Origin of the sequence: Palleronia abyssalis (genome assembly GCF_900302445.1) — a bacterium.
Classification (GTDB): domain Bacteria; phylum Pseudomonadota; class Alphaproteobacteria; order Rhodobacterales; family Rhodobacteraceae; genus Palleronia; species Palleronia abyssalis.
Genome location: NZ_ONZF01000003.1, coordinates 492663 through 514685, shown reverse-complemented (window position 1 = coordinate 514685; position 22023 = coordinate 492663). Strand labels below are relative to the sequence as shown.

General features: G+C 63.3%; 16 protein-coding genes and 1 pseudogene. 6 read left to right on the top strand and 11 right to left on the bottom strand.

Annotation, left to right across the window (positions count from 1 at the left end; all coding sequences use genetic code 11):
• Positions 1–3 precede the first annotated feature (3 nt).
• The 6 genes from eutB to PAA8504_RS09715 form a co-directional block, all read right to left on the bottom strand.
• Entirely contained in the window at positions 4–996 is a 993-nt protein-coding gene (eutB, locus tag PAA8504_RS09740) for a hydroxyectoine utilization dehydratase EutB (protein ID WP_108893968.1), read from the bottom strand.
• Positions 993–1769, bottom strand: a complete 777-nt coding sequence (locus tag PAA8504_RS09735; protein ID WP_108893967.1) for an aspartate racemase/maleate isomerase family protein — start codon at positions 1767–1769, stop codon at positions 993–995. The genes eutB and PAA8504_RS09735 overlap by 4 nt, the downstream gene beginning before the upstream one ends.
• A gap of 2 nt (positions 1770–1771) precedes the next feature.
• Positions 1772–2215: a universal stress protein gene (locus PAA8504_RS09730; protein ID WP_306419527.1), complete on the bottom strand. Its 444-nt coding sequence runs from the start codon at positions 2213–2215 to the stop codon at positions 1772–1774.
• Between the two features lie 5 nt (positions 2216–2220).
• Entirely contained in the window at positions 2221–3507 is a 1287-nt protein-coding gene (locus tag PAA8504_RS09725) for a TRAP transporter large permease (protein WP_108893966.1), read from the bottom strand.
• A 3-nt stretch (positions 3508–3510) separates the two neighbouring features.
• Positions 3511–4137, bottom strand: coding sequence for a TRAP transporter small permease (locus PAA8504_RS09720; protein WP_370739684.1), 627 nt, complete (start codon positions 4135–4137; stop codon positions 3511–3513).
• A gap of 61 nt (positions 4138–4198) precedes the next feature.
• Entirely contained in the window at positions 4199–5218 is a 1020-nt protein-coding gene (locus PAA8504_RS09715) for a TRAP transporter substrate-binding protein (protein WP_108893965.1), read from the bottom strand.
• A gap of 343 nt (positions 5219–5561) precedes the next feature.
• Here PAA8504_RS09715 and PAA8504_RS09710 point away from each other — a divergent pair, with 343 nt between their 5' ends.
• The 3 genes from PAA8504_RS09710 (at position 5562) to PAA8504_RS09700 (ending at position 9045) form a co-directional block, all read left to right on the top strand.
• A complete protein-coding gene (locus PAA8504_RS09710) occupies positions 5562–6056 on the top strand; it encodes an Lrp/AsnC family transcriptional regulator (RefSeq protein ID WP_108894092.1) in 495 nt (164 codons plus the stop codon).
• A 108-nt stretch (positions 6057–6164) separates the two neighbouring features.
• Entirely contained in the window at positions 6165–7649 is a 1485-nt protein-coding gene (locus tag PAA8504_RS09705; protein WP_108893964.1) for an NAD-dependent succinate-semialdehyde dehydrogenase, read from the top strand.
• A 22-nt stretch (positions 7650–7671) separates the two neighbouring features.
• Positions 7672–9045 (top strand): aspartate aminotransferase family protein, encoded by a 1374-nt coding sequence (locus tag PAA8504_RS09700; RefSeq protein WP_108894091.1) that lies wholly within the window; start codon positions 7672–7674, stop codon positions 9043–9045.
• Positions 9046–9127: 82 nt separating this feature from the next.
• Here the strand turns inward: PAA8504_RS09700 and PAA8504_RS09695 are convergent, their stop codons facing one another.
• The 4 genes from PAA8504_RS09695 to PAA8504_RS09680 all read right to left on the bottom strand — a co-directional run bounded on the left by PAA8504_RS09695 (position 9128) and on the right by PAA8504_RS09680 (position 16041).
• Positions 9128–11143 (bottom strand): CocE/NonD family hydrolase, encoded by a 2016-nt coding sequence (locus PAA8504_RS09695; protein ID WP_108893963.1) that lies wholly within the window; start codon positions 11141–11143, stop codon positions 9128–9130.
• Positions 11144–11206: 63 nt separating this feature from the next.
• Positions 11207–12505 (bottom strand): ATP-grasp domain-containing protein, encoded by a 1299-nt coding sequence (locus PAA8504_RS09690; RefSeq protein WP_108893962.1) that lies wholly within the window; start codon positions 12503–12505, stop codon positions 11207–11209.
• Between the two features lie 46 nt (positions 12506–12551).
• A complete protein-coding gene (cphA, locus tag PAA8504_RS09685) occupies positions 12552–15194 on the bottom strand; it encodes a cyanophycin synthetase (RefSeq protein ID WP_108893961.1) in 2643 nt (880 codons plus the stop codon).
• Positions 15181–16041, bottom strand: coding sequence for a cyanophycinase (locus PAA8504_RS09680; protein WP_108893960.1), 861 nt, complete (start codon positions 16039–16041; stop codon positions 15181–15183). Before PAA8504_RS09680 ends, cphA begins: the two co-directional genes overlap by 14 nt.
• Before the next feature lie 283 nt (positions 16042–16324).
• On the opposite strand from PAA8504_RS09680, the gene PAA8504_RS22690 reads away from it, so the two are divergent.
• From PAA8504_RS22690 to PAA8504_RS09670, 3 genes are all read left to right on the top strand, one after another.
• A complete protein-coding gene (locus PAA8504_RS22690) occupies positions 16325–16456 on the top strand; it encodes a hypothetical protein (protein WP_281259940.1) in 132 nt (43 codons plus the stop codon).
• A gap of 462 nt (positions 16457–16918) precedes the next feature.
• Positions 16919–19087, top strand: a complete 2169-nt coding sequence (locus PAA8504_RS09675) for a HAMP domain-containing methyl-accepting chemotaxis protein (protein ID WP_181375750.1) — start codon at positions 16919–16921, stop codon at positions 19085–19087.
• Between the two features lie 640 nt (positions 19088–19727).
• The gene (locus PAA8504_RS09670) at positions 19728–20048 is read left to right on the top strand and encodes a hypothetical protein (RefSeq protein WP_146190476.1); all 321 of its coding nucleotides are present in this window, start codon (positions 19728–19730) and stop codon (positions 20046–20048) included.
• Between the two features lie 502 nt (positions 20049–20550).
• On the opposite strand, the pseudogene PAA8504_RS09665 reads toward PAA8504_RS09670, so the two are convergent.
• Positions 20551–21763, bottom strand: a pseudogene (locus tag PAA8504_RS09665) (transposase).
• Positions 21764–22023: the final 260 nt, after the last annotated feature.

The following is a 22023-nucleotide window of genomic DNA, read 5'->3' as shown; positions in this document are numbered from 1 at the left end:
CGCTTATCCTGCCTCTTGCATCAGATCCACATGCTCGCCCGAGATCAGGCGATAGTGCAAATCCATATCGATGCTGGCACCGGTCAGGATCGTGGCGACAGGCCCGTCGGGGCGCACATGATCGTGCAGCAAGGCCGAGATCCCAACGACGCCGCCCCCTTCGACGATCTGCCGTTCGTGACGATACGCATGGCGCACGCCATCGGCGATCTCTTTCTCGCTGAGCAGCACGACCTCGTCCACGAGGGAGCGGACCATCTGGAACGTATGGCGGTTGCCCAGCCCGATCCCGCCACCGAGCGAGTCGGCTAGCGTCGGAAGCTCTTCGACTGCCACGGGCTTTCCCGCCGCCAGACTGGCATGCATCGCCGCCCCGCGGGTCATTGTGATGCCGATCACCCTGATGTCGGGTTTGCGCGCCTTCAGCGCGGCGGCCACGCCCGAGATCAGCCCACCGCCCGAAAGCTGGACCAGGGCCACCTGCAGATCGGGCACGTCTTCCAGCAACTCCAGCCCCAGCGTCCCTTGCCCCGCGATCACCCGTGCATCGTCGAAGGGCGGGACCATCACCATGCCGTCTTCGCGGACGAGGCGGTCGACCTCTTCCTGGGCGTCGTCCTGGCTGCGGCCAACAATACGGATCTCGGCGCCTTCGCTGGCGATGGCGTCGACCTTGTTCTTCGGGACCAGCGCGGACATGCAGATCACGCACCTCACCCCGGCGCGCCGTGCGGCAAAGGCGAGGGCCCGCCCGTGATTGCCGGTCGAGGCTCCGGTGACGCCCCGCGCGCGTTCTGCTTCGGACAACTGTTCGACGGCGTTCGTGGCGCCCCGCATCTTGAAGCTGCCGGTGAACTGGTGATGTTCGAACTTCAAATGCACCGGCTGCCCTGTCGCCTCAGTGAGGAAGGCAGATGGCTCGACCGGTGTCCGACGGATGAGGCCCTTGATCCGGTCGCGCGCCGCCTCGATTTCAGCGATGCCTACATGGCTCATGCGGCACCGGCCGTCGCAAGTGGCACAGTCGAGAGACGTCCATACCCGTCGGGCATTGGCCAGCCTGCCATTTGAAGCATCTGCCAAAGGCTGGCCTGGTTCGAGGTCAGCAGCGGCTTTCCCAGCCGCGCCTCGATCTCGGCGATGACGCCCAGGGCGGGCATGGATGTGCAGGAAATGAACATCGCCTCTGCCTCCGACGTATCGGCGGCCAGGGCGGCGGAAACAATTGTATCGGCCGAAAGCCGGGCGATGTCGCGGTCGTCGGCCATGTCGAGGCAGCATGTCCGGACCACATCCATCCCGGCGGCGGTGAAATATTCAGCTACAGGCCGCGTCGTCTCTTTCAGATAGGGCGCCAGCAACACGATGCGCCGGACGCGCAGCGCGGCGAACCCCGTAAGGGCGGCACGCGCCGGTGTGATCACCGGAACCCCCGGGCGCACGCTTGCCATCGCGTCGTCGATGACCGCGTCGCCCAATGTGATTGCGGCGGAGGTGCACCCAAAGCAGATTGCGGCCAGATTCATCCCGGGCACCAGAAGGTCCGCGGTTCGGCTGAGGTCGGGAAGCATGGCGCGCAGATTGGCCGGGGTCGTGGGGTTCTGGAACGCGATCCGGGCGACGTGCAAGGCCATGCCGTCGTGGGGCAGCACCCGCGCCGCGTCCCGTTCGAAGGTCAGGTCGGTGGAAAGAGCCACAAGCCCCAACCGCGTGACGGATTCGTCCGTGTCGAGGCGCACGCCCCCGAGTGTTTCGATCCGCGATGACATCCTCAGACCACCAGCACGGGGCAACTCGCCAGCCCGGAAACCTTGTGCGACACGCTGCCAAGCAGGTAATTCTCGATCGAGCCGAGGCCGCGGCTGCCAATCACGATCAGGTCGACGTCATGCTTTTCGGCGAAGTCGATCAGCGTCCGGGCGGGCGGGCCGGATTTGACGAAGCCACGGGCCCGCGCCGCGCCATGATCCAGTGCCATCGCCTTCCCGAACTCGGCTGTTTCCTTGGCGTAACTGCTCATCGCGTCGTCGATGGAGCCGGGATCCGAAGCTCTGACCATGGATAGCGAGGCTTCGAGCATACTGTAGTGCCGGAAGATCGTCAGCACCGAGAGCTCGGCGTCGCACAGCGCCGCGATCTCGGCTGCCTTTTCCACGGCACGCGCGGCGTTCTTGGAACCGTCGTAGCCGACGAGGATATTGGAGAACATGCTCATGCCACTTACCCCGCGAAGGCCAGGTCGCGCAGGAACAGCGCGATCTGCGGGAAGTAGATCAGCGCAACCGCAACCCCCAGCAGGATGACGATGAAGGGCGGCGTGCCACGGATGACCTCGATATAGGGACGTTTGAAGACCGCGATCGCCGTGAAGATGTCGCATCCGAAGGGGGGCGTGGCCGACCCGATGGCTACCTGAAGCGTGATGATCGTGCCGACGAGCACCGGGTCGAGGCCCGTGCTTTGCACCACGGGCGCGAAGATAGGCACCAGGATCAGGATCACCACGATGGGATCGACGAACATGCAGCCGATGAAGAACGCGATCGAGATCACGAAAAGCACCGCGATCGGCCCCATCTCGGAAATGCCGATCCCGGAAAGGATCGCCTGCGGGATCTGTGCGAACGAGATCACCCAGGAGAAGGCCGCGCCGGCCGCGACCAGGATGAACACCACCGCCGTGATCAGGCCGGTGGATTTCGCGGTCTCGTAGACGCCCTTGAGGCTGAGCGATCGGAAGACGATCACTTCGAGGATCAGCGCGTAGAGGACGCAGGCCGCCGCGGCTTCGGTGGGCGAGAATATCCCGCCATAGATGCCGCCGATGATGATGGCCGGAAAGCCCAACGGCCAGAGCGCTCCCTGAACCGCGCGGCCGCGTTCGGCCCAGCTTGATTTTGGCTCGGTCGGAACGTCATGACGCCGGGCGTAGATTATGCTGTAGATCGAGAACAGCACAAGGATCAGCAGGCCCGGGCCGATGCCGGCGATGAAAAGCTCGGCGATGGAGGTGCCCGAGACGACGCCGTAGATGATCATCCCGATGGAAGGTGGGATCAGGAACGCGATGTCGGCCGAATTGATGATCAGCGCCAGCACGAAGCTGTCCTTGTACCCGGCCTTCAGCATCCGCGGTCTCAGCGGAGAGCCGACCGCGACGACGGTAGCCTGGGTCGAACCCGAGACGGCGCCGAACATGGTGCAGGCCGCGGCGGTCGAGACGGCGAGGCCGCCGCGCACGTGGCCCACGAAGGCCATCACCATGTCGATCAGGCGGCCGGCGGATTGACCCCGGGTCATGATGTCGGCCGCGAAGATGAACATCGGCACCGCGATCAGCGATGCGGGCCGGATCCCGGCGATCATCTGCTGGATCATGGTCTCCATCTGGCCGAAGCCGCCGAACATGGTGACGAACCCGACAGCGGCGCCGACCAGAAGCGGGATCATCATCGGAAAGCCCAGAAGGAGCAGTACGATCATGATCGAGAACAGGGTGGCTGCCATCGCTCAGACCTCCCGCTCTTCGTCGGTGCCGTAGCCTTCCAGAACGTTGGTCGACAGGTAGATGTCGTCCTCGACGATGTTCTTGTAGGCGGTCAGTGCGTACTGGATGCCCGTCAGCGTGAAGCCGAGCGGCGCCCAGATCAACGTCCACCAGACGGGGATCTGCAACGAAGGCAACAATCGGCCTTGCCCGGCCGAGGTTCGGATGAAGCCGAACGCGTACCACGCCAGGCCGAACATGCAGAGCGCCGTGACCGAGGCGATCAGGATCATCATCACCTTGCGGCCCCGGGGCGGTAACGTGTCGTAGATCGCCGACATCCGGATATGCCGTCCGTGCCGCGCGGCATAGCTGATGCCCGCGAAGGTGATCAGGATGATCAGGATCCGGTTGAGCTCTTCGGAAAAGAAGATGCTGGAGCCGAAGACATAGCGCCCGACGACATTCGCGACCGTGTTCGCCGCCATGAGAAGAACCCCCGCCGCGAGCAGGACCGCCTCGATCCGGGCGACCATGAGGTCGATCGTACCCAGCACGCCCGGCAGCGCCGAGGTGTCATCAAGGGTGTCCGTCGTATCAGTGGTGGTTGTCTGGGTCTCGTCGTGGGCAGGATCGGGGGGCCTGGTCAAATCGCGCGCTCCTGGAAAGAAGTGCCGGGCGGAGTATTCCCCGCCCGGTGCCGTGAAGAGCTTAGCCCGAGGTCGCCTGACGCGCGTCTTCGAGGTCCTGCTTCATCTGGTCGAGGATCTCCTGACCGCTGTCGCCGGCCATGCCGATGAACTCTTCTTCCACCTGGCTCGCGGTATCCATGAAGGGCTGCCGCTCTTCTTCGGAAAGGATGTTGATTTCCATCTCCGGCTTGGCCTCGCGGATTTTGTCCAGGCTCTCTTCCTGAAGGCCCTGCTGGTATTCCAGGATATATTCGAACGCCGCGTCGGTGGCGTTCTGGATGACCTGCTGATCCTCTTCGGGCAGGCCGTCATAGAACTGCTTGTTGGCCATCACCGCGGTGGTGAAGTTATTGTGGCCGATGCAGGTGATGACGTCGGTCACTTCGTACATCTTGGTGGACTCGAGGAAGAAGCCCGGGTTCTCCTGGCCCTGAATGATGCCGGTCTGAAGCGCGCCATAGACCTCTCCCCACGGCAGGGGGGTGGGGACGGCGCCGAAGGCCTCGTAGCTTTCGACCAGAAGCGGGTTGGTCATGACCCGGAACTTCACCTCGTTGAGGTCCTCGGGGCTGTGTACGGGTTCCTGCGTGGTCATGCAGACCTCGCCTTCAGGGAACATGGTCAGCAGCTCCAGCCCCTGTTCGGCATAAAGCTCGGGAAACATCTCGTTGATGGCGACCGAGTTGCGGAAGAACTCGAACAGCGTGTCCTGGTCCTGCGGCAGCAGGTAGGGGACGAAGAAGACCTGCGCCTCGGGGATCAGGGCGCCGGTGAAGCCGGGCGACTGGTCGACGAATTGCAGGATGCCGGCTTGGGCCTGTTCCATGGTGTCGGCGCTTTCGCCCAAGGTGCCGAACGGGAACAGCTGAACCTCGTGGTCGGAGTTGGCTTCGACCTCTTCCTTGAACTTCTGCGCGTACTTTCCCTGGACCTCCTCCATGGCCTCCTCGAACGCATAGCGCCAAGTATCGGCGCTGACGGCGGGGGCGGCGAGGCAAAACGTAAGTGCCGTACCCACGAAAATATTTTGGGTTCGCATCGTTGAACTTCCTTCCTGTTCTGGCTCGGACATCCGATCCGGCATAAGGAGCCAACCGAACGCCGGTTTGGCCGGCGGACCGCACGGATTGCGGGACCGCTCGGCTCGCGAAGAGCGTTTAAGCACGCTTCGGCGTTATTGGCCCAAGTGTGTTTCGCCGAACACACAACGTCAATTCCTTAAATGCCAAGAAAAAATCTGACGCAGGATGCAGGGGGTGAAGCTTCCCAGGTGCCCGTATGATGTGCGCCCTGCCGCAGAAATGGCCGCAAACGGTCGGATGAACGCCGGCTCGGCGCCGGCGAGATTGACAATTCCGGGCCTTGTCGCGACGGTGCGGCTCATGCGCAGGTTCGCCCTCGATGATCGGGATATCGGCATTCTTTCGGTTCTTTCCCGCGAAGGACGCATCTCCAAGGTCGCCTTGGCCGCGCGGGTCAATCTGTCGCCTACTCCCTGCTGGGAACGGCTGCGCAAACTCGAAGACGCAGGCCTGATCCGTGGCTACAGGGCCGACGTGTCGCTTGCGCATCTGGGCCCCCATGTCTCGGTTTTTGTCACGGTCGAGCTGGAAAGCCACCGCGCGGAGAGCTTTCAGGCGTTCGAACGTGCGGTTTCGGTGTATGACGAGGTCGTGGCGTGCTGGGCCATCGGTGGCGGGTACGACTATCTGATGCAGGTCGTGACCCGGGATGTCCCCGGATATCAGACACTGATGGACGAGATGCTGGCCGCGCGGATCGGCCTGAAGCGCTATTTCAGTTATATCGTGACCAAAGAGGTGAAGAGCGGCCCGCCGCCCTTCGGCTTGATCCACGCCGCCCAACCGAAAGATTGACGCCGGGCTGACTTAAGTTCGGAGGAATCCTCTGCCGTTGGCTCGGCGACAGAGTAAGTCTCTGTGCGGATCGTCTATCATAACGCGAAATGGCAAACGGAGAATCCGATGACACAGGTCGCACAGCCGCAGGTCGAATCCGATCTGACGCGCTCGCTGGAGGATGCCGCGCTGTTCGTGACGCGCGGGCGCATTGGCGGTGACTGGATCCCCGCAGAGACAAGTTTTTCCGTGACCGACCCTGCGACCGGACACGAGATCGCACGGGTGGCGCAGATGTCGGCGGAGCAGGCGAGGCAGGCCGTGGACGTGGCCCACGCGGCTTTCGACACCTGGTCCGTATCCCTGCCGCAGGAGCGCGCGAGGGTTTTGCATGCGTGGTATCGCGGCATGCTGGAGCACCGCGAGGATCTGGCCCGGATCATGACCGCCGAACAGGGCAAGCCACTGTCGGAATCGCGTGGCGAGATCGACTATGCTGCGTCTTTCCTTGAGTTCTATGCCGAGGAGGCGCGCCGCCCGAACATCGAGGGGGTCACCTCGCACCTGAAGGATGCAGAGGTCGAATTGTGGCGCGAGCCGGTGGGCGTGGCTGCGCTGGTGACACCGTGGAATTTCCCCTCGGCGATGATCACTCGCAAGGCGGCCGCGGCGATTGCCGCGGGCTGTACCACGGTGGTCCACCCTTCGGCCGAGACGCCGCTATCGGCGCTCGCGCTGGCCGAATTGGCCCGTCGCGCGGGCCTGCCGGACGGGGTCTTCAACGTCGTGACCGGTGCCGCGCCCGAGATCGTGAGCGCCTGGACCGCCGACGCGCGTGTCAGGGCACTGTCGTTCACCGGATCGACCGAGGTGGGGCGGCTGCTTTACCGCCAATCGGCCGACACGGTGAAGCGCCTTGTGCTCGAGCTTGGGGGACATGCGCCTTTCCTGGTTTTCGCCGATGCCGACATGGACCGCGCGGTGGACGAGGCCGTGAAAGCGAAGTTCGCGACCTCGGGGCAGGATTGCCTGGGCGCCAACCGGTTCCTCGTCGAACGATCGGTCTACGACACCTTTTGCGAACGGTTCGCAAAGGCCGCGCGCGCGCTGACGCTTGGGCCGGGCTGCGACGATCGCGACCTTGGGCCTATGATGAACGAAAAGGCCGTGGCCAAGCAGGAAGAGCACGTCGCCGACGCGCTCGATCGCGGCGCGAAGCTTCTCTGCGGGGGCGAGCGGGACGGGCAGGGGCCGCTGTTCTACCCGCCGACGGTGTTGGTGGACGTGCCGGCGGAAGCGAAGGTCATGCACGAAGAAACCTTCGGGCCGGTCGCCGCCATCGCACCCTTCGATACGGAAGCCGAGGCGTTGAAGCGCGCCAACGCGACCGAGTACGGCCTGATCGCCTACCTTCATACCCAGGACCCGCGCCGCATCTATCGCGCCAGCCGGGCACTGCAGTTCGGCATGGTGGCGGTCAACCGAACCAAGGTCACCGGAGCGCCGATCCCCTTCGGCGGAATGAAGCAATCCGGCCTGTCCCGCGAGGGCGCCCGCCACGGGCTCGAGGCCTTCACCGACATCAAATACGTCTGCCGCGACTGGGCATAGGAAAGAGACTGACATGAACAAGATGCTGACGAACGACCAACTCGCCCAGTGGGATCGCGAGAGCTTCTTCCACCCCTCGACCCACCTTGCGCAATTCGCCCGCGGCGAGGCCCCGCAGCGGATCGTGACCGGAGGCGAGGGTGTGTTCATCGAGGACCGCGACGGCAACCGGCTGCTTGACGCCTTCGCGGGTCTCTATTGCGTCAATGTCGGCTACGGGCGGACCGAGATTGCCGAGGCGATCTCGAAGCAAGCTCACGAGTTGGCCTATTACCACGCCTATGTCGGCCACGGCACCGAGGCCGCGATCACGCTTGCGCATATGGTGCTGGAGCGGGCACCGGCCAACATGTCCAAGGTCTATTTCGGCCTCTCGGGGTCCGACGCGAACGAGACGAACATCAAGCTGGTCTGGTACTACAACAACATCCTCGGCCGGCCCGAGAAGAAGAAGATCATCTCGCGCTGGCGCGGCTATCACGGCTCGGGGCTGATGACCGGGTCGCTGACGGGCCTGGGCCTGTTTCACAAGAAGTTCGACCTTCCCCTTGCGCAAGTGATCCACACCGAGGCGCCGTACTATTTCCGTCGCCCCGATGCTGAGATGACCGAAGCGCAGTTCACCGCCCATTGCGTGGCCGAACTCGAGGCGCTGATCGATCGCGAGGGCGCCGACACCATCGCCGCCTTCATCGGCGAGCCGGTCCTGGGCACGGGCGGCCTCGTACCCCCGCCCGAAGGGTATTGGGCGGCGATTCAGGAGGTGCTGAAGAAGCACGACATCCTGCTGATCGCGGACGAGGTCGTCACGGGTTTCGGGCGGCTTGGGTCGATGACCGGCTCGGAGCATTACGGGATCGAGCCGGACCTGATGACCATCGCCAAGGGTCTGACCTCGGCCTACGCACCGCTATCGGGCTCGATCGTGGGCGAACGGATGTGGAAGGTGCTCGAACGCGGAACCGACGAGAACGGCGCGTTCGGCCACGGCTGGACGTACTCGGCCCACCCGATCGGCGCGGCGGCTGGTGTTGCCAACCTGAAGCTCGTCGACAGCCTGGGTCTCGTGGACAATGCGGGTGTGGTCGGCGCCTATCTCAACGCGCAAATGACCGAAGCGCTGGGCGAACATTCCCGCGTTGGCGATGTGCGTGGCGAGGGGATGATGTGCGCCGTCGAGCTGGTCGAGGACCGGCAGGCGCGACGCCATTACGAACAGCCCGGCAAGACAGCCGGTGCCATCGTGGCGAAGATGGTCGAAAAGGGCGTGATCGCCCGCGCCATGCCGCAGGGCGACATCCTTGGGTTCGCGCCGCCGCTGTGCCTGAGCCAGGCCGAAGCCGATCGCATCGTCGAGGTCACGGCGGACTCGATCCGCGAAGTTCTGGGCGACTGATCGCACACATGGAAAGGGCGCCCGGTCTTTCGGGCGCCCTTTCTGCGAAGGCTGGCTGGCCGGGACCCCCATGGGGCTGAGTTCAGGCGTGGTTTCGCGCGATCGACACGGACCACTCATGCTCTCGTTCAAGGGTATCCCCTTCCCACGCGCGTAAGGTTGCGGCGATATGGAAGAAATCCGCGTCGCAGGTCAGGCGGGTATGTGTCTCGGTCCGCACAGACCAGCCGTCGCGGGCCATCTCGTGGATCCAGGTTGCCTCGCCCTCGGCTGACTGCGGATCGGGTGGAAGGACCGAGTAGCGCTCGGACCCTTCGGCTGAATGGAAGAACTGCTGCGGCTCGATGGTCGCTGCACCCTCGTGGTCGCGGATTTCGAACGTCATGCGGCCGGTGTCCATATCCTCGGTTACGCGCCATTCCGAACGCGGCGGCGTGTGGACCACTAGGTCCAGGGGAGTCCCGGCGCGGGGCGGCGGGAAGTCGGGCATCCGCGGGCCGGAGTCCGAGCGTAGCGGTAGCATCAGATCCGACTGTTCCGTCAGGACCGTCAACGTCACGGGTTCAGGGACGGGCCAGGCGATCGGGAAGTAATTCGTGGACAGGGACAGTCGCAGGCGATGCCCGGCGGGCACGGTCTGTGCGACGGGTTTGAACATCAGCTCGACCGTCATGTCCTCGCCCGGAACGGTCGGCGATGGCGTCTCGTGCCCGTCGCGATGGGACAGGTTCAGCAAGCCATAGGCGATCCGGGTTGCCGTGCCGTCGGGGGCGACGTCGACAAGACGGGCGGTGATCTGCGCGACCGGGCGGTCGACCCGGCAGGTCAGGTGCAGGCGGGCGTCGCCGACGAGGTAGAGGTCTTGGTCCAGCGGGGCCGTCTGAAAGGTAAGACTGCCGGAATCGTCGCGCCTTTGATCGCTCGGCTGATCGCCCGGATGCGCGTAGGAGCACCATTTACCCCCCTGCGACCCGACCCAGAGAGGCGACGAGACGGACAGTTCTCCGCCCGTGCCTTGCGCGTCGCGGACTAGAGTCCCTCCCGCGCCAAGGCCGAACCGAGTCGCGGTGACGTTCGGCGACGGCCATGCGGGCTCGGCGATCCAGTGTCCTTCGCGTTCGGCATAGTGGCTGCGGGGTTCCGCGTGGTCTTGCAGGAACAGGCGCAGGGGCGGTTCGTCCATGATGCCGGTGTCCTGGCCCTTCAGCCAGTGATCCCACCACCGCGTCTCTTCCGACAGCCAGTCGATCGCGGGGCCGGGTGCCCCGAGATGCGGATAGCGGTGGGACCAGGGGCCGACGATCCCCTTGGCCGGACCACGCAGGTTCTCGACCAGGCGCAGGACCGCGCGGCAATACCCGTCGGCCCAGCCGGACACGGCGTAGACCGGAATCTGGATGTCGTCCCAGTTCTCGCAGACCGAGCCGTGTTTCCAGAACGCGTCGCGCGTCTGGTGCTTCAACCAAGTCTCCAGCCACAGGCCGGACTCGTCGAGGCGCCGGTGCCACATCTCGCGCCACCGCTCGCCCACATGGGCCGGGTCGGGCGGCAGGGTGTTGATGCCGAACATGATCGAGGCCCAGGACAGCTGTTCGACCAGCGGCACCCCGCCCATGTAATGGATGTCGTCCGCATAGCGGTCGTCGGTCGAACAAATCGTCACGACGGCTTTCAGCGCAGGGGGACGCAGGGCGGCCAGTTGCAGCCCGTTGAACCCGCCCCACGAGATGCCGACGATGCCGACGCCACCGTCGCACCAGGCCTGATCGGCGATCCAGGCGATGACGTCGCACCCGTCGGCCAGTTCGATCTCGGTATACTCGTCCTTCATCACACCTTCGGACTCGCCTGTTCCGCGCAGATCGACCCGAACATAGGCGTAGTCACGCGACGCCAGCCAAGGCGCGCGGGCGGCGTCACGCTCCAGCGTCTTGTCGTTCTTGCGGTAGGGGATGTATTCGAGGATCGCGGGCACCGGCGCGCTGTCAGCCCCCTCGGGCATCCAGATCCGCGCGGCAAGCCGGGTGCCGTCGGGCATCGGAATCTCGGCGTGCTCCAGTTCCCGGACCGGGCGCGGCAGGTCGGTATCAATCTTCATGGGCGTGCCTTTGATGTTCGCAACAGCAACCGCTTGGCCGCCCGAGGGCTGGCACCGGGGGTGTCAGTCCAGGATGTCGGTGAATTCGTAATTCAGGCGTTTCATCACTTGCTCGTAGTTCCACAGAAGCTTTGAGCCGGTGCTCGCCCCCATCCATAGCGACGCCACGGCGAAGCTGTAGGCGTCCTGTTCGGGCAGCTCGGACAGCTGCATTCCCTTGCGGACGTTCGACACGATGCGGGTGCCGTCCACCTGTTCGGCCGCCACTTCGATCTCGGCCCGGGACGGGGTGCGGGCGACCGTCGCGTCGCGGAAGAAGACGCGATAGAAGAACTCGGCCGCCACCTTCTGCGATCCCTCGCGATGGGGCATGTCGGGTTTGCGGCCGAGACCCAGATCGACCGTTACCTGCTGGTGACTGACGCCATCGACCATCTCGAAGAGGTCGCAATGGGATTGGGCGATGCGCGTGTTGATCTCCAGCAGCCAAATCTTGTTCTCAACCTCGTCCCAGAAATACTCGATGTTGAAGCCGGCATTGTCGTAGCCGATATGCGTCATCACCTTGCGAGAGATCTCCCACATCTGCTCCTGCACAGGCCGGGGCAGGTTCGAGGGGTAGAGGTAGTAGAAGAAGCTGAGGACCTGCGGATAGCGGATCGAATCCACGGTCCCGTACAGCGTTACCTCGCCATCGTGGACATAGCCTTCGACGGTGCATTGCCGCCCGCCGATCACCCGTTCGGCCATGCAGTAGTGCCCCTCGACGCTTCGGATGTCGTCGGGCAGGTTGGCTTGCGACAGAACGTGGTCGAAGGGTTCGCCGATGGACCGGATCTCGGCGCGCAGCTTCTCGGTCGCGTAGGCGAAGTCTTCGGGGCTGTCGATCCGGAAGCCCAGGCGCGAACCCGACGACTTGATCGGCTTGACGAAGAACGGAAAGCGCAGGCCCGCTTCGCCGATCTTAGACAGGGCGTCGTCGTCGAACGGGTCGAACGCGGTGAAGTTGGGCGTATGGTCCGGCACGATCTCGGCCATGACGCTGCGCGACCAGAACTTGTGCTCGCACTTCAGCAGGCTTTCAAGCGACGCGTTCCTCGTTCCGTATTTCGCGCAAAGAAGTGGCAGCATGGTCGAAACCGGGAAGTCCATATAGCCTACGATCGCGTCGATCGAGCCGTCGAACGCGTCTAGCGTCGCTTCGGCCTCGGCCAGCATGGCGGGGATATCGAATTCCTGCGTCTCGTAGACCTGCGCAGGCGTCAGCAGGGGATGAAAAACGACGTCCTCGACCCCCCGCAGGCTGGTCAGCCGCTCGGCGTTGTGGTCGTTCAGGCCGACCACGAAAACGTTCTTCGTCATATCCGTTCCTCTGCTTCTGCGCCGCAGTCAGGTGCCTGCGCGGCGTTCAGGGCTGTGCGAGTTCGGCTTGGTGCGGAAAGCTGCGTCCCTTGAGCCGTCGCGTCGCACCGTCGATGTCGTCGACGAGCAGCAGCAGGAAGTCGCCCCGTTGCGCCGCGTCAATTGCGCGGTCGGTGGCCGCGTGCTCGTCGTGGATCGTCTCGACCTCGCAGGACGTGTCCGCCTGGGCGGCGCCTTCGTGGATCAGCTTCGCCGTCTCTCCAGGCGCGCGGCCGCGTGCGTCGGTCTCGTAGACGAACAGCAGGTCGCACATGCCCGCCAGCTCGGCCCCCAGCGCGACGAGATCCTCGTCGCGGCGGTTTCCGGGGGCTGTGGCGACGCCGATCCGGCGCTGCGTGGCCAGCCCGTTCACCAAGGGCCGCAGCGCCTTGAGCGCGGGCACGTTGTGGCCGTAGTCGATCAGGCACTTCACGCCGTCGGCTTCGAAATAGTTGGTGCGTCCCGGCATCTGGGCGGGCGTCGGGTGGAAGGTTAGAAGCCCCGCACGAATGTCGTCGATCTCGATCCCGTGGGCGGTGGCGGCGGCGGCGGCTGCCATAGCGTTCTGCACGTTGAACGGTGCGTGCCCTTCGAAGGCGATGGGCACGTCATTGACCGCGCAGATCTCCACCGTCACCCTGCCGCGCAGCATGACGATCTTGCCGTTCTTCACCGCGAACACCATCCCCAGCTCGCTCAGGTGCTGCGTCAGCGCGGGGTTCTCGGGGTCCATCGTGAAATAGATGATCTCGCCCCGGGCCCAGTGCGTGCCCTGGTCCATCACCAGCGGATCGTCGGCGTTCAGGACGCAATACCCTCCCTCGCGCCGGACCGCATCGACGACAACCGTCTTGCAGCGCGCAAGCTCCTCGAGCGTGTGGATGTCGCGTTCGCCCAGATGGTCCGACGCGATATTGAGCAGCACACCCACGTCGCATTCGTCAAAGCCAAGACCGCGCCGCATGATCCCGCCGCGCGCAACCTCGAGCACCGCGTGCTCGACCGTCGGTTCGCGCAGAACTGCCTGCGCGGCAGCAGGGCCGGAATAGTCGCCGCGCAGGATCACGTGGTTGTCGATCTCCACCGTGCCGGTGCAGCCCATGCCGACGGAGCGGCCGGCCTGCCGCAGGATATGCGACGTCAGGCGCGTGGTGGTGGTCTTGCCGTTGGTGCCGGTGATCGCGGTGATCGGGATGCGCCCGTTATCGGTCGGATCGGGGAAAAGCATGTCGACGATGTGCTGGCCCACCGGGCGCGGCGTGCCATGGGTGGGCGACATGTGCATTCGGAAGCCCGGGCCGGCATTGACCTCGACCACACCCGCGGACTGGTTTTCCAGCGGCTCGGACAGCGTTTCGGCCAGAAGGTCGATGCCGATCACGTCCAGCCCGACCAAGCGGCCGATCCGCTCCATCGCGAAGCGCACTTCGGGATGAACGTCGTCGGTCAGGTCGCTCGCCGTGCCGCCGGTCGAGATATTCGCGGTCGACTTGAGGAACGCAAGCTCGCCCTCGGGGAGGACGGTGTCGAGCGTCAGTCCGGCCTGCTCCAGCATCCGGTGGGTCTGTTCATCGACATGGATCTGGGTCAGCAGGTTCTCGTGGCCCACGCCGCGCCGGGGGTCCTCGTTCTCGCGGTTGATCAGCTGCTGGATGGTGCTCTGCCCGTCGCCCTGGACATGCGCCGGCCGGCGGCGCGCGGCGGCGACCAGCTTGCCCCCGATCACCAGCATCCGGTGATCTTCACCCTTGATGTAGCTTTCGACGATCACGCCGTCGGTCCCTTCGCGCAGCCGGGCCACGGCCGCGTCGTAGCCGGACTGGAGATCTTCCATCGTCGTGATGTCGGTGGTCACGCCGCGCCCGTGATTGCCCGACAGCGGCTTTGTCACGACCGGCCAGCCGATCCAATCGGCAGCCTCGCGCGCCTCCTCGAACGAATAGCAGGTCTGGCCTCTCGGGACCGGTACGCCGGCGTCGCCCAGGATCTGCTTGGTCCAGTCCTTGTCGTCCGCGATCGAGTGGCCGATGATCCCCGAGGCGTCGGTGACGGTCGCCTGAAAGCGCCGCTGTTTGATGCCGTGGCCAAGCTGGGTGTAGCTGGTGCCTTCGGTCAAGTTGTAGGCCGGAATACCCCGGTCCCGCGCAGCCGCGACGATAGAGCCAGTCGACGGCCCGAGCGCGTTGGCGTCGCGCACTTCCTTCAGCCGGTCGATATGGGGCTGAAGGTCGACATCTTCGCCGTCGTAGATCTGCTTGGCAATCTCGACCGCGGCTGTGCCCGCGGCAAGGCCCGTCGCCTCATCGCGGTAGCGGTAGACGACATTGTAGATGCCGGGATCATAGCTGTCGACGGTCTTGCCATAACCGACCGAGAACCCGACGAGGTTCTGCAGTTCGATCGCCAGATGCTCGACCAAATGACCGGCATAAGTGCCGCCCCGCACCCTTTGCAGGAACCCGCCAGCTTCCCCAACGGAACACCGATGCTCGTAAAGCGAAGGGATCAGCGTTTCCAGGCGTTCGGCCATGCCCGCAACCTTGTCGCTGGGCCGCTGTTCCAGCTCCTCGATGTCGAGGCGCATGTAGAGGGCCTGATAGCGGCTGTAATAGTTCGGACCGCGCAGGGCACGGTGTTCAAGGATATGCATCGCTTTGCTCCAGGCTCATTTGCGCGAGTTCGTTTGGTCCGAGGACTCGCTTCTCCCGGAGATTGTAACCATACCCGCTGATGAGGGCATGCATGGTGACGTTGTGGACGGTGACGGCCTCTCCATCATGAAGATCGAAGACGTTCGACCCCGTGATCGAGGAACTGTCGACCAGGATCACGTGACCGGGGCCGATGGCGCGGATCACGTCCCCTTCGAACAGCACGGCTGCATCTTCGCCCAATCCGACGCCGAGCTGCCCGGGGTTGGTTGCCCCCACTTCCATCAGCCGCGAGAAGCGGCCGCGTTGAAGGAAATGGGTGTCGATGATCACCCCGTCCACAAACCCGAAGCCCGCGGCCATCTTCACCGCGCCCTTGCGCAGGCTGTCATCGGGCGATCCGCCATAGACCATGGTCTGCGACTGGCAGGCCGCGCCGGCGCTGGTCCCCGCCACAACAGCGCCTTGGGCGTGCCGCGCGCGGATTTTGGCCAACGTTGCCGAGCCACCGAACACGTTGGTCAGCCGCATCTGGTCGCCGCCCGAAATGAAGATCACGTCGGCGCGCCCGATCATGTCGACGAAGACGTCAGCGGCGGCATCGGCGCGGTCCCGCACGCGGATATCCAGAACCTCGGCGGCGCCAAGGGTCTCGAAGGTTTCTTTGTAGCCCTCGAAGACCACGTCCGGAATTGCGCTTGCCGTGGTGATCACACCCACAACCGGGGCAGCCTTTCCCGACCAGCCGATGACGCGCCTGAGGATATCCGCCTCGTCCGACTTGTCCTCTGCGCCGCCGATCGCGACGAGCGGTCCGGGGGCCGTCACTTTCGCGGGCATGTTCATTTTTGGGCCTCCAAGGTTCAGGATAGCCTAGATTTTGCGGTTCATTTTGACAACATTTGGTCAAGATTATCCGTATGTGCGGCATATTCTTTGCGCGGTGTGCTTTTCCCGGTCATCGTGCACAGTGTCCGAGCAGCGGGCGTTCATGTCGTTGCACCCGAACGTCGGATTTACCGGGACCCTCGCTCGACTCGGCCTTGGCCGATAAATTCGGTTGGACCCAGACGTCCGATGCCGTCCTGCACACTCGGCTCCTTATGGCCGAAGACGCCAAGAGTCGAGGATGCTGGGCGATTTCGGCCGGATCAGACGTTTCAACACGCGTATCGCCCTCAGATCACGGGTGAGCGAGGTCTCGTGGCGCGCTACTTGGGTCGCGCCCTTTCCATCGACCGAGATGCACAAGCTGGTTTGACGCCGGTGGCCCGCGGAGGCTCGGGGCGTGAACTGGCTGTCCAATCGTGTCAGCCGTAATTTCAGGCTGGCCTAGATCGGCAACAGGGGATCGCGACGGATGCTGCCGATTGTTTGCATCAAGTTCGATGGGCTTTTCCTCCGACCGATACCACTCCACGCCAGGTTCTCAACGGAGGATTAATAATCGGCCTGTACCTACGAAATCGACCAAAGGCGGGAGCCAGTAATGTAAAATCGGGGCACATGTAGGGTCGGGTCGGAATTCAGTCCATCCTGCAAGCCTTGGGCTTGCAGGATGTCTATCGCCGGTCTGGGGCCCCGACAAATTAGGCCGGTACTTTGTTTGGTGCCGGTCCGTGCAAGTGGGATGAACACTAAGCGCCGCACTGCGCCATCGAAAACTGATGTCGCGTCGAAACCATAAATTCGAATAACTCAAGGAATTATCACGACCATGGGAATGACAATTAAGACCAGACTTATTGCCGTTTTCGCAGTGTTGATCGCACTGCTCGGCCTCTCAAGCTTCATCGCCCTGAACCAGGCGGGACGTCTGAATGCCGAGATTGCCGAAATCACCGAAGAGTTCGCTTACCGGCAAGAGCTCAGCCTCGATATGAAGGCTAGCGCTGCCGAAACGGTCAACTTCGTCAAGGGATACTTGATGGCGAAAAACCGAGGCGATGCTGAAGTTTATGCCGCGCGCGTTGATGAGCAAATCGCACGTGTCGAACAAGCCCAGAACAGCCTCGCTCCTTTGCTGCGCACCGAAGAATCCCGCACGATCTTGGAACATTTCACAGTTGATTGGGGGGAGTTTCTCGCCATCGAGGGAGAGCTTCGACAGTTCGGCCTGGAAAACACAGGTATCAGAGCCACGGAAATCAGCATCACCGAGATGGAACCCGCGTTCGCGGACCTGATGACTAGCCTCGACGCTGTCATCATGCCCGCCCGAGAGCAACTTTTGAATGATGCGACACCGGACCGTGATCTGGTCGCGCTCGAAGCAGCACTTGACCGCGGCATGGACGACGTTCGCGAGATCCAGGCGCTTCACACGGACATGCTGGTAGACGCGACCCAAGAATCGCGGGACGCAAACGCCGAAATGATCGCCGCCGCCGAAGCTCGTTTCGCGCAGCAAATCGAGACTGCAGCGTCGGTCGCTCCGTCCGGCTTTCGTATCCCGCTGCAGCAGATCGAAGCTGACTGGGACGCTTACAGCGATACCTTCGAGCGGTTTGTGGCAACGGTGATTCAAAGCACTAACGAGCGTGCACATGAAACGATGATCACGGAACTCGAGCCCGCCTTCGTTGAGGCCTTCGAAGATGCCGATGAGATGGCCGAGCGGGCGTCTGCCCTCATGGACGAGGCAGCAAAGCAAGCGGAAACCCTTTATCACAATGCCACACGTCTGCTGATCACCGTGGGCGCCGTGGCTGCGGCGATCGCCATCGCGGCTGCCTTCTGGCTTGCCGTTACGATCTCTCGCGGGCTCTCCCACGCCGTCACCGTCGTCAAGGAAGTCGCACGCGGTAATCTCGACGTCGATGCCAAAACTACAAGCCGGGATGAGATCGGCGTTCTGCTCAATGCGATGGACGAGATGGTCGGGGACCTCAAAAGGATGAGCCGCGCCGCCGAAAGCATCTCGAAGGGCGATTTGCGGGCCGAGGTTACGCCGCGTTCCGATGACGACCGGCTTGGCATCTCGTTGCGCGACATGGTGATCAAGCTGCGCGAAGTGATTTCGAACGCCAGCGCCAGTGCGACCTATGTGGCCGAAGGGGCAGGGAACATGTCCACCACCGCCGAGCAGCTCTCTGCGGGCTCCAGTCAGCAGGCCGCGGCGGCGCAAGAGGCCAGTGCCTCGATCGAGGAGATGACCGCCAACATCCGACAGAATGCGGACAATGCCGGTCAGACCGAGAAAATCGCCAACCAGTCAGCCGAAGAAGCCAAGAAGTCCGGTGAGGCCGTCGCGAGTGCGGTCCAGTCGATGAAATCGATTGCCGACAAGATCAACATCATCCAGGAAATTGCCCGCCAGACGGATCTTCTTGCACTCAACGCGGCGGTGGAAGCGGCACGCGCCGGCTCGCACGGCAAGGGGTTCGCGGTAGTGGCTTCTGAAGTGCGCAAACTTGCCGAACGCAGTCAGTTGGCTGCGACGGAAATTCGCCAGCTTTCCGCCGAGACCGTCGACGTGTCGGGCGAGGCTGGGCGAATGCTGGAAACGCTCGTTCCGAACATTCAGCGCACTGCGGATCTTGTGCAGGAAATCTCTGCCTCGACCCGCGAGCAGAATATCGGTGCCGAGCAGATCAACCAGGCAATCCGCGAACTCGACAAGGTCATCCAGCAGAACGCGAATGCCGCAGAGGAGTCCGCCGCAACCAGCCAGGAACTTGCCGCGCAGTCCCAGCAATTGACGACTACGATCTCGTTTTTCGAGCTGGACGATGCTGCCAAACGGCCAGCAGCCCAAGCAAAGCCCAGGGTCGTGGCCTCTGATGCCAAGCCGGCCGAGGTGCAAAAGCCCGCAAAGGACATCGAGGCATTCGACCTTGATCTATCGTCCGAGGAGTTCTCCGACGCGGATTTCCGGCGCTACGGAACTTGATCCACGCAAGTCGCGGAGCGACGATACCGAAGCCGGGGAAGGCGGATGCCTTCCCCGGCCTGCTGGTTGCAGACCTTATGTACGCTGCCCCAAAGTTGATCGCGCCTTTCCGAGCGCTCGACAGTTTTAAATACGCATTTACAAATTTGCCCTTTGGCCGGGACAGGCCTTTTCGCGAGAGCTTTAATGCACTGACGCCTAAGTCGTAGGCCGCTCCCCTGTGGGTGAACCAGCCAGACGGGTTGAATTGATCCCAGCGGGCTTTCACAGGAAGAAAGCCCGTGTCCGAACACCACCGGAAGCTGCTTGCGCCGCGCCGCATTCAATTTTCGGGAGGTCGCGAGTGCTATGGCGGCAACACGCTACTTGCTTTCAGCCGCCACCATGACCTTTCGCGCAACCTGCTCCGCACCTAGATCGAGAAAGCCGATGGCCAGTACGAAGTCCGGATCCCGGCGCTCGATCGGCTGGCCGGGCGCCAAGCCCTCGAGATCGATTTTTCGAAGGCGGCTCGGACGCTCGCCAAGAAGCGGACCTATATCAGGGAGTGCCGACCGCGCGGTCTGTCGATCCGGCAAAGCAGCTGACGGGCCTCGCACGGTTCAGCTTCTATGCCGATCCCAGTTCCAAACCCGTTGACATGGCGATCATCGAGGAAATTCGGGCGATCGCCCCCGAGTTCGAAGGCTACGGCCATCGCCGCGGCGATGCCGACCTCCGCCACAGGGACATGGTCGTCAACTCGAGGAAAGCGCAACGGCCCATGAAGGAGAACGACCTGGATCCGCGCGGAAGGTGGCGTTTTGTCCACACGTCCGACATTGATCACCGCAACCCGATCTGTCCGTTCATCGCCAGGGGGGTCGAAGTTCATGGCCTCGACCGGCTTTGGGTCGCAGACCTGACCTCCATTAACATCGCCGAAGGCTTTTCCTGTGCGCCGCTCGACCATTGTTCTTGAACCAATTGCGAACAAGGTCTGGCATCATCGATGCCTGGTCACGACGCGTCATCGGTCACAGCATCGATGCCCGCCTAGAGGTCAGAGCGTTCGAGACCGCGATTGCTGATCGCCGCCCCTTGCCAGGCTGCGTCTTTCATACGAACCGTGGTGTGGAGTACGCGTACAAGCCGCAGTGAGGTACTGCTGCCGAACATGGCCGCTCCGAGCCGCTGCGGCACTCCATACGACAACGCGCAGGCGGCGCGCGCTTTAAGAAGACGCTGAAGGTAGATGACATCTATTCGATGGAGTACAAAACCTACGAGGAGATCGCCCTAGGTGTTTCCCGTTTCATCGAAACCTAAAACACGCGTCGCCGTCGCTCAGCCTTGGGGTATCTCAACCCCGCCCAGTTCGAGGACCGCCACGCCCACGGTCAAAACCGCTGCGTGATCCTGTCCACCCGGGCCATGTTGCCCAAAGCAGCTGCTAATTTGACTTCCCCTTTCCCCAGACACACTTACCCCACGGCCTTTGTGATGGGTATGCCGAGTGCGGTATACCTGTTCATGATGGCGATGCGGACCTGGATCCCGGCGACTTGGCGGTCGTAGTCCCGTGCCATGAGGCGCTGCCCCATCAGCTTCACGCAGTTCATCCGCTGACCGGCAGGGCATTGCGCAACAATGCCCCGAGAGGTTTTGTCTCGGCACGGCTTCGGCGGTGGTATCCACTCCAGTTTCGCCAGATCGCTCGCTTAACGTATTTCGACGCTCGCATAGCTTCGCTAAGTGGCGAGCCTTCTGCGCCATTGGTCCGAGGACAATGGCGAGCGCACTGGCCGTGGTCGGCTTCCAGGGCTTGGCATTTTCGCGGGGCGGAATGACGGCGTGGGCGCCTCTATCCGCGATGGCATCGTGGCAATTGCGCGTGTCATAGGCGCCGTCCGTTGCCCGGCAGGCGATTGCGAAGCAATCTGCCGAGAGAGGGCGGTGACGCTACCGACCTCCTGCGCAGATGGGATCTGGCTGATCAAATCAGGTAGCACGTTTGCGACGCGCTCGAACCTGTGGCGCGCCGCCCCTCACCGTCGCCGATGTGGTTCCTGTCCATTGGCTCTTTCGGACCAGTGGCATTCGCCAGTGAACCCTCGACCGACCGGATTTCCGGCGTCCGCTCGTCGATCCCGAGGTGGATCTTGCGCCGGACGCGTCGTTTGGAGCCGCCATGCTTGTGCGCGTGCCATTTGTTACCCGCAGGCGATTGCCAAGCAATCTGCCGAGAGGGCGCCTTCGCCCTTGACCTTGATCCCAGTGCTGTCGACCAGCAGGTGCAACGGGCCTTTGGAGCCGCGATAGGGGATGATCACGGCGAGGATCTTCTCGCTCCTCTCGGCAGCATCTTGCAGATGCGCCTGCCGGGCAAAGGACGTGACAGGGTGCTGAAATCTGGCACCGTCCAGTCCAAGCCGACCAGCTTCAACAGGCTCTCCACGTCTGGCGCAACGCCATGCCGAACAACACCTTCATGGTGAGACAGGTCTGGACGGCGGCATCTCAGTAGGTCTGCCGGCGGCCGAGCTTGCCGTTGGGCGCAGCGTCCCTCGTCATCTCGGGGTCAAACCAGATCGTCAGCGCGCCCCGGCGTTTGAACGCCTCGTTTTAGGCTGGCCAGTTCGTCGTCTTGTAGCTCGGGGTGATGGGTCTGCATGCGCACCAGCTACCATGCTGCATTCACCCCATGAATCCCTCTGCTTCTGTACAAGATGTATAACCGCCCCATACGCAAGAGGGATCTTCGGAGCTTGGTCTGACGCGCTGTCGAGTGCTGACATGTATCCGGCCTCTTGATGCGGCGTCTCACATGCCGCTAGCTCGTGTGGTGGTCGAGGATCAGGTCCAGATCAAAGCCGCCTGCTCAAGGGCACTTTGTTGCACTCTGGTCACCCCATCGCGTGTCACGAGTGCTGCGCCGTACGTCTCCTTGCCCTTTT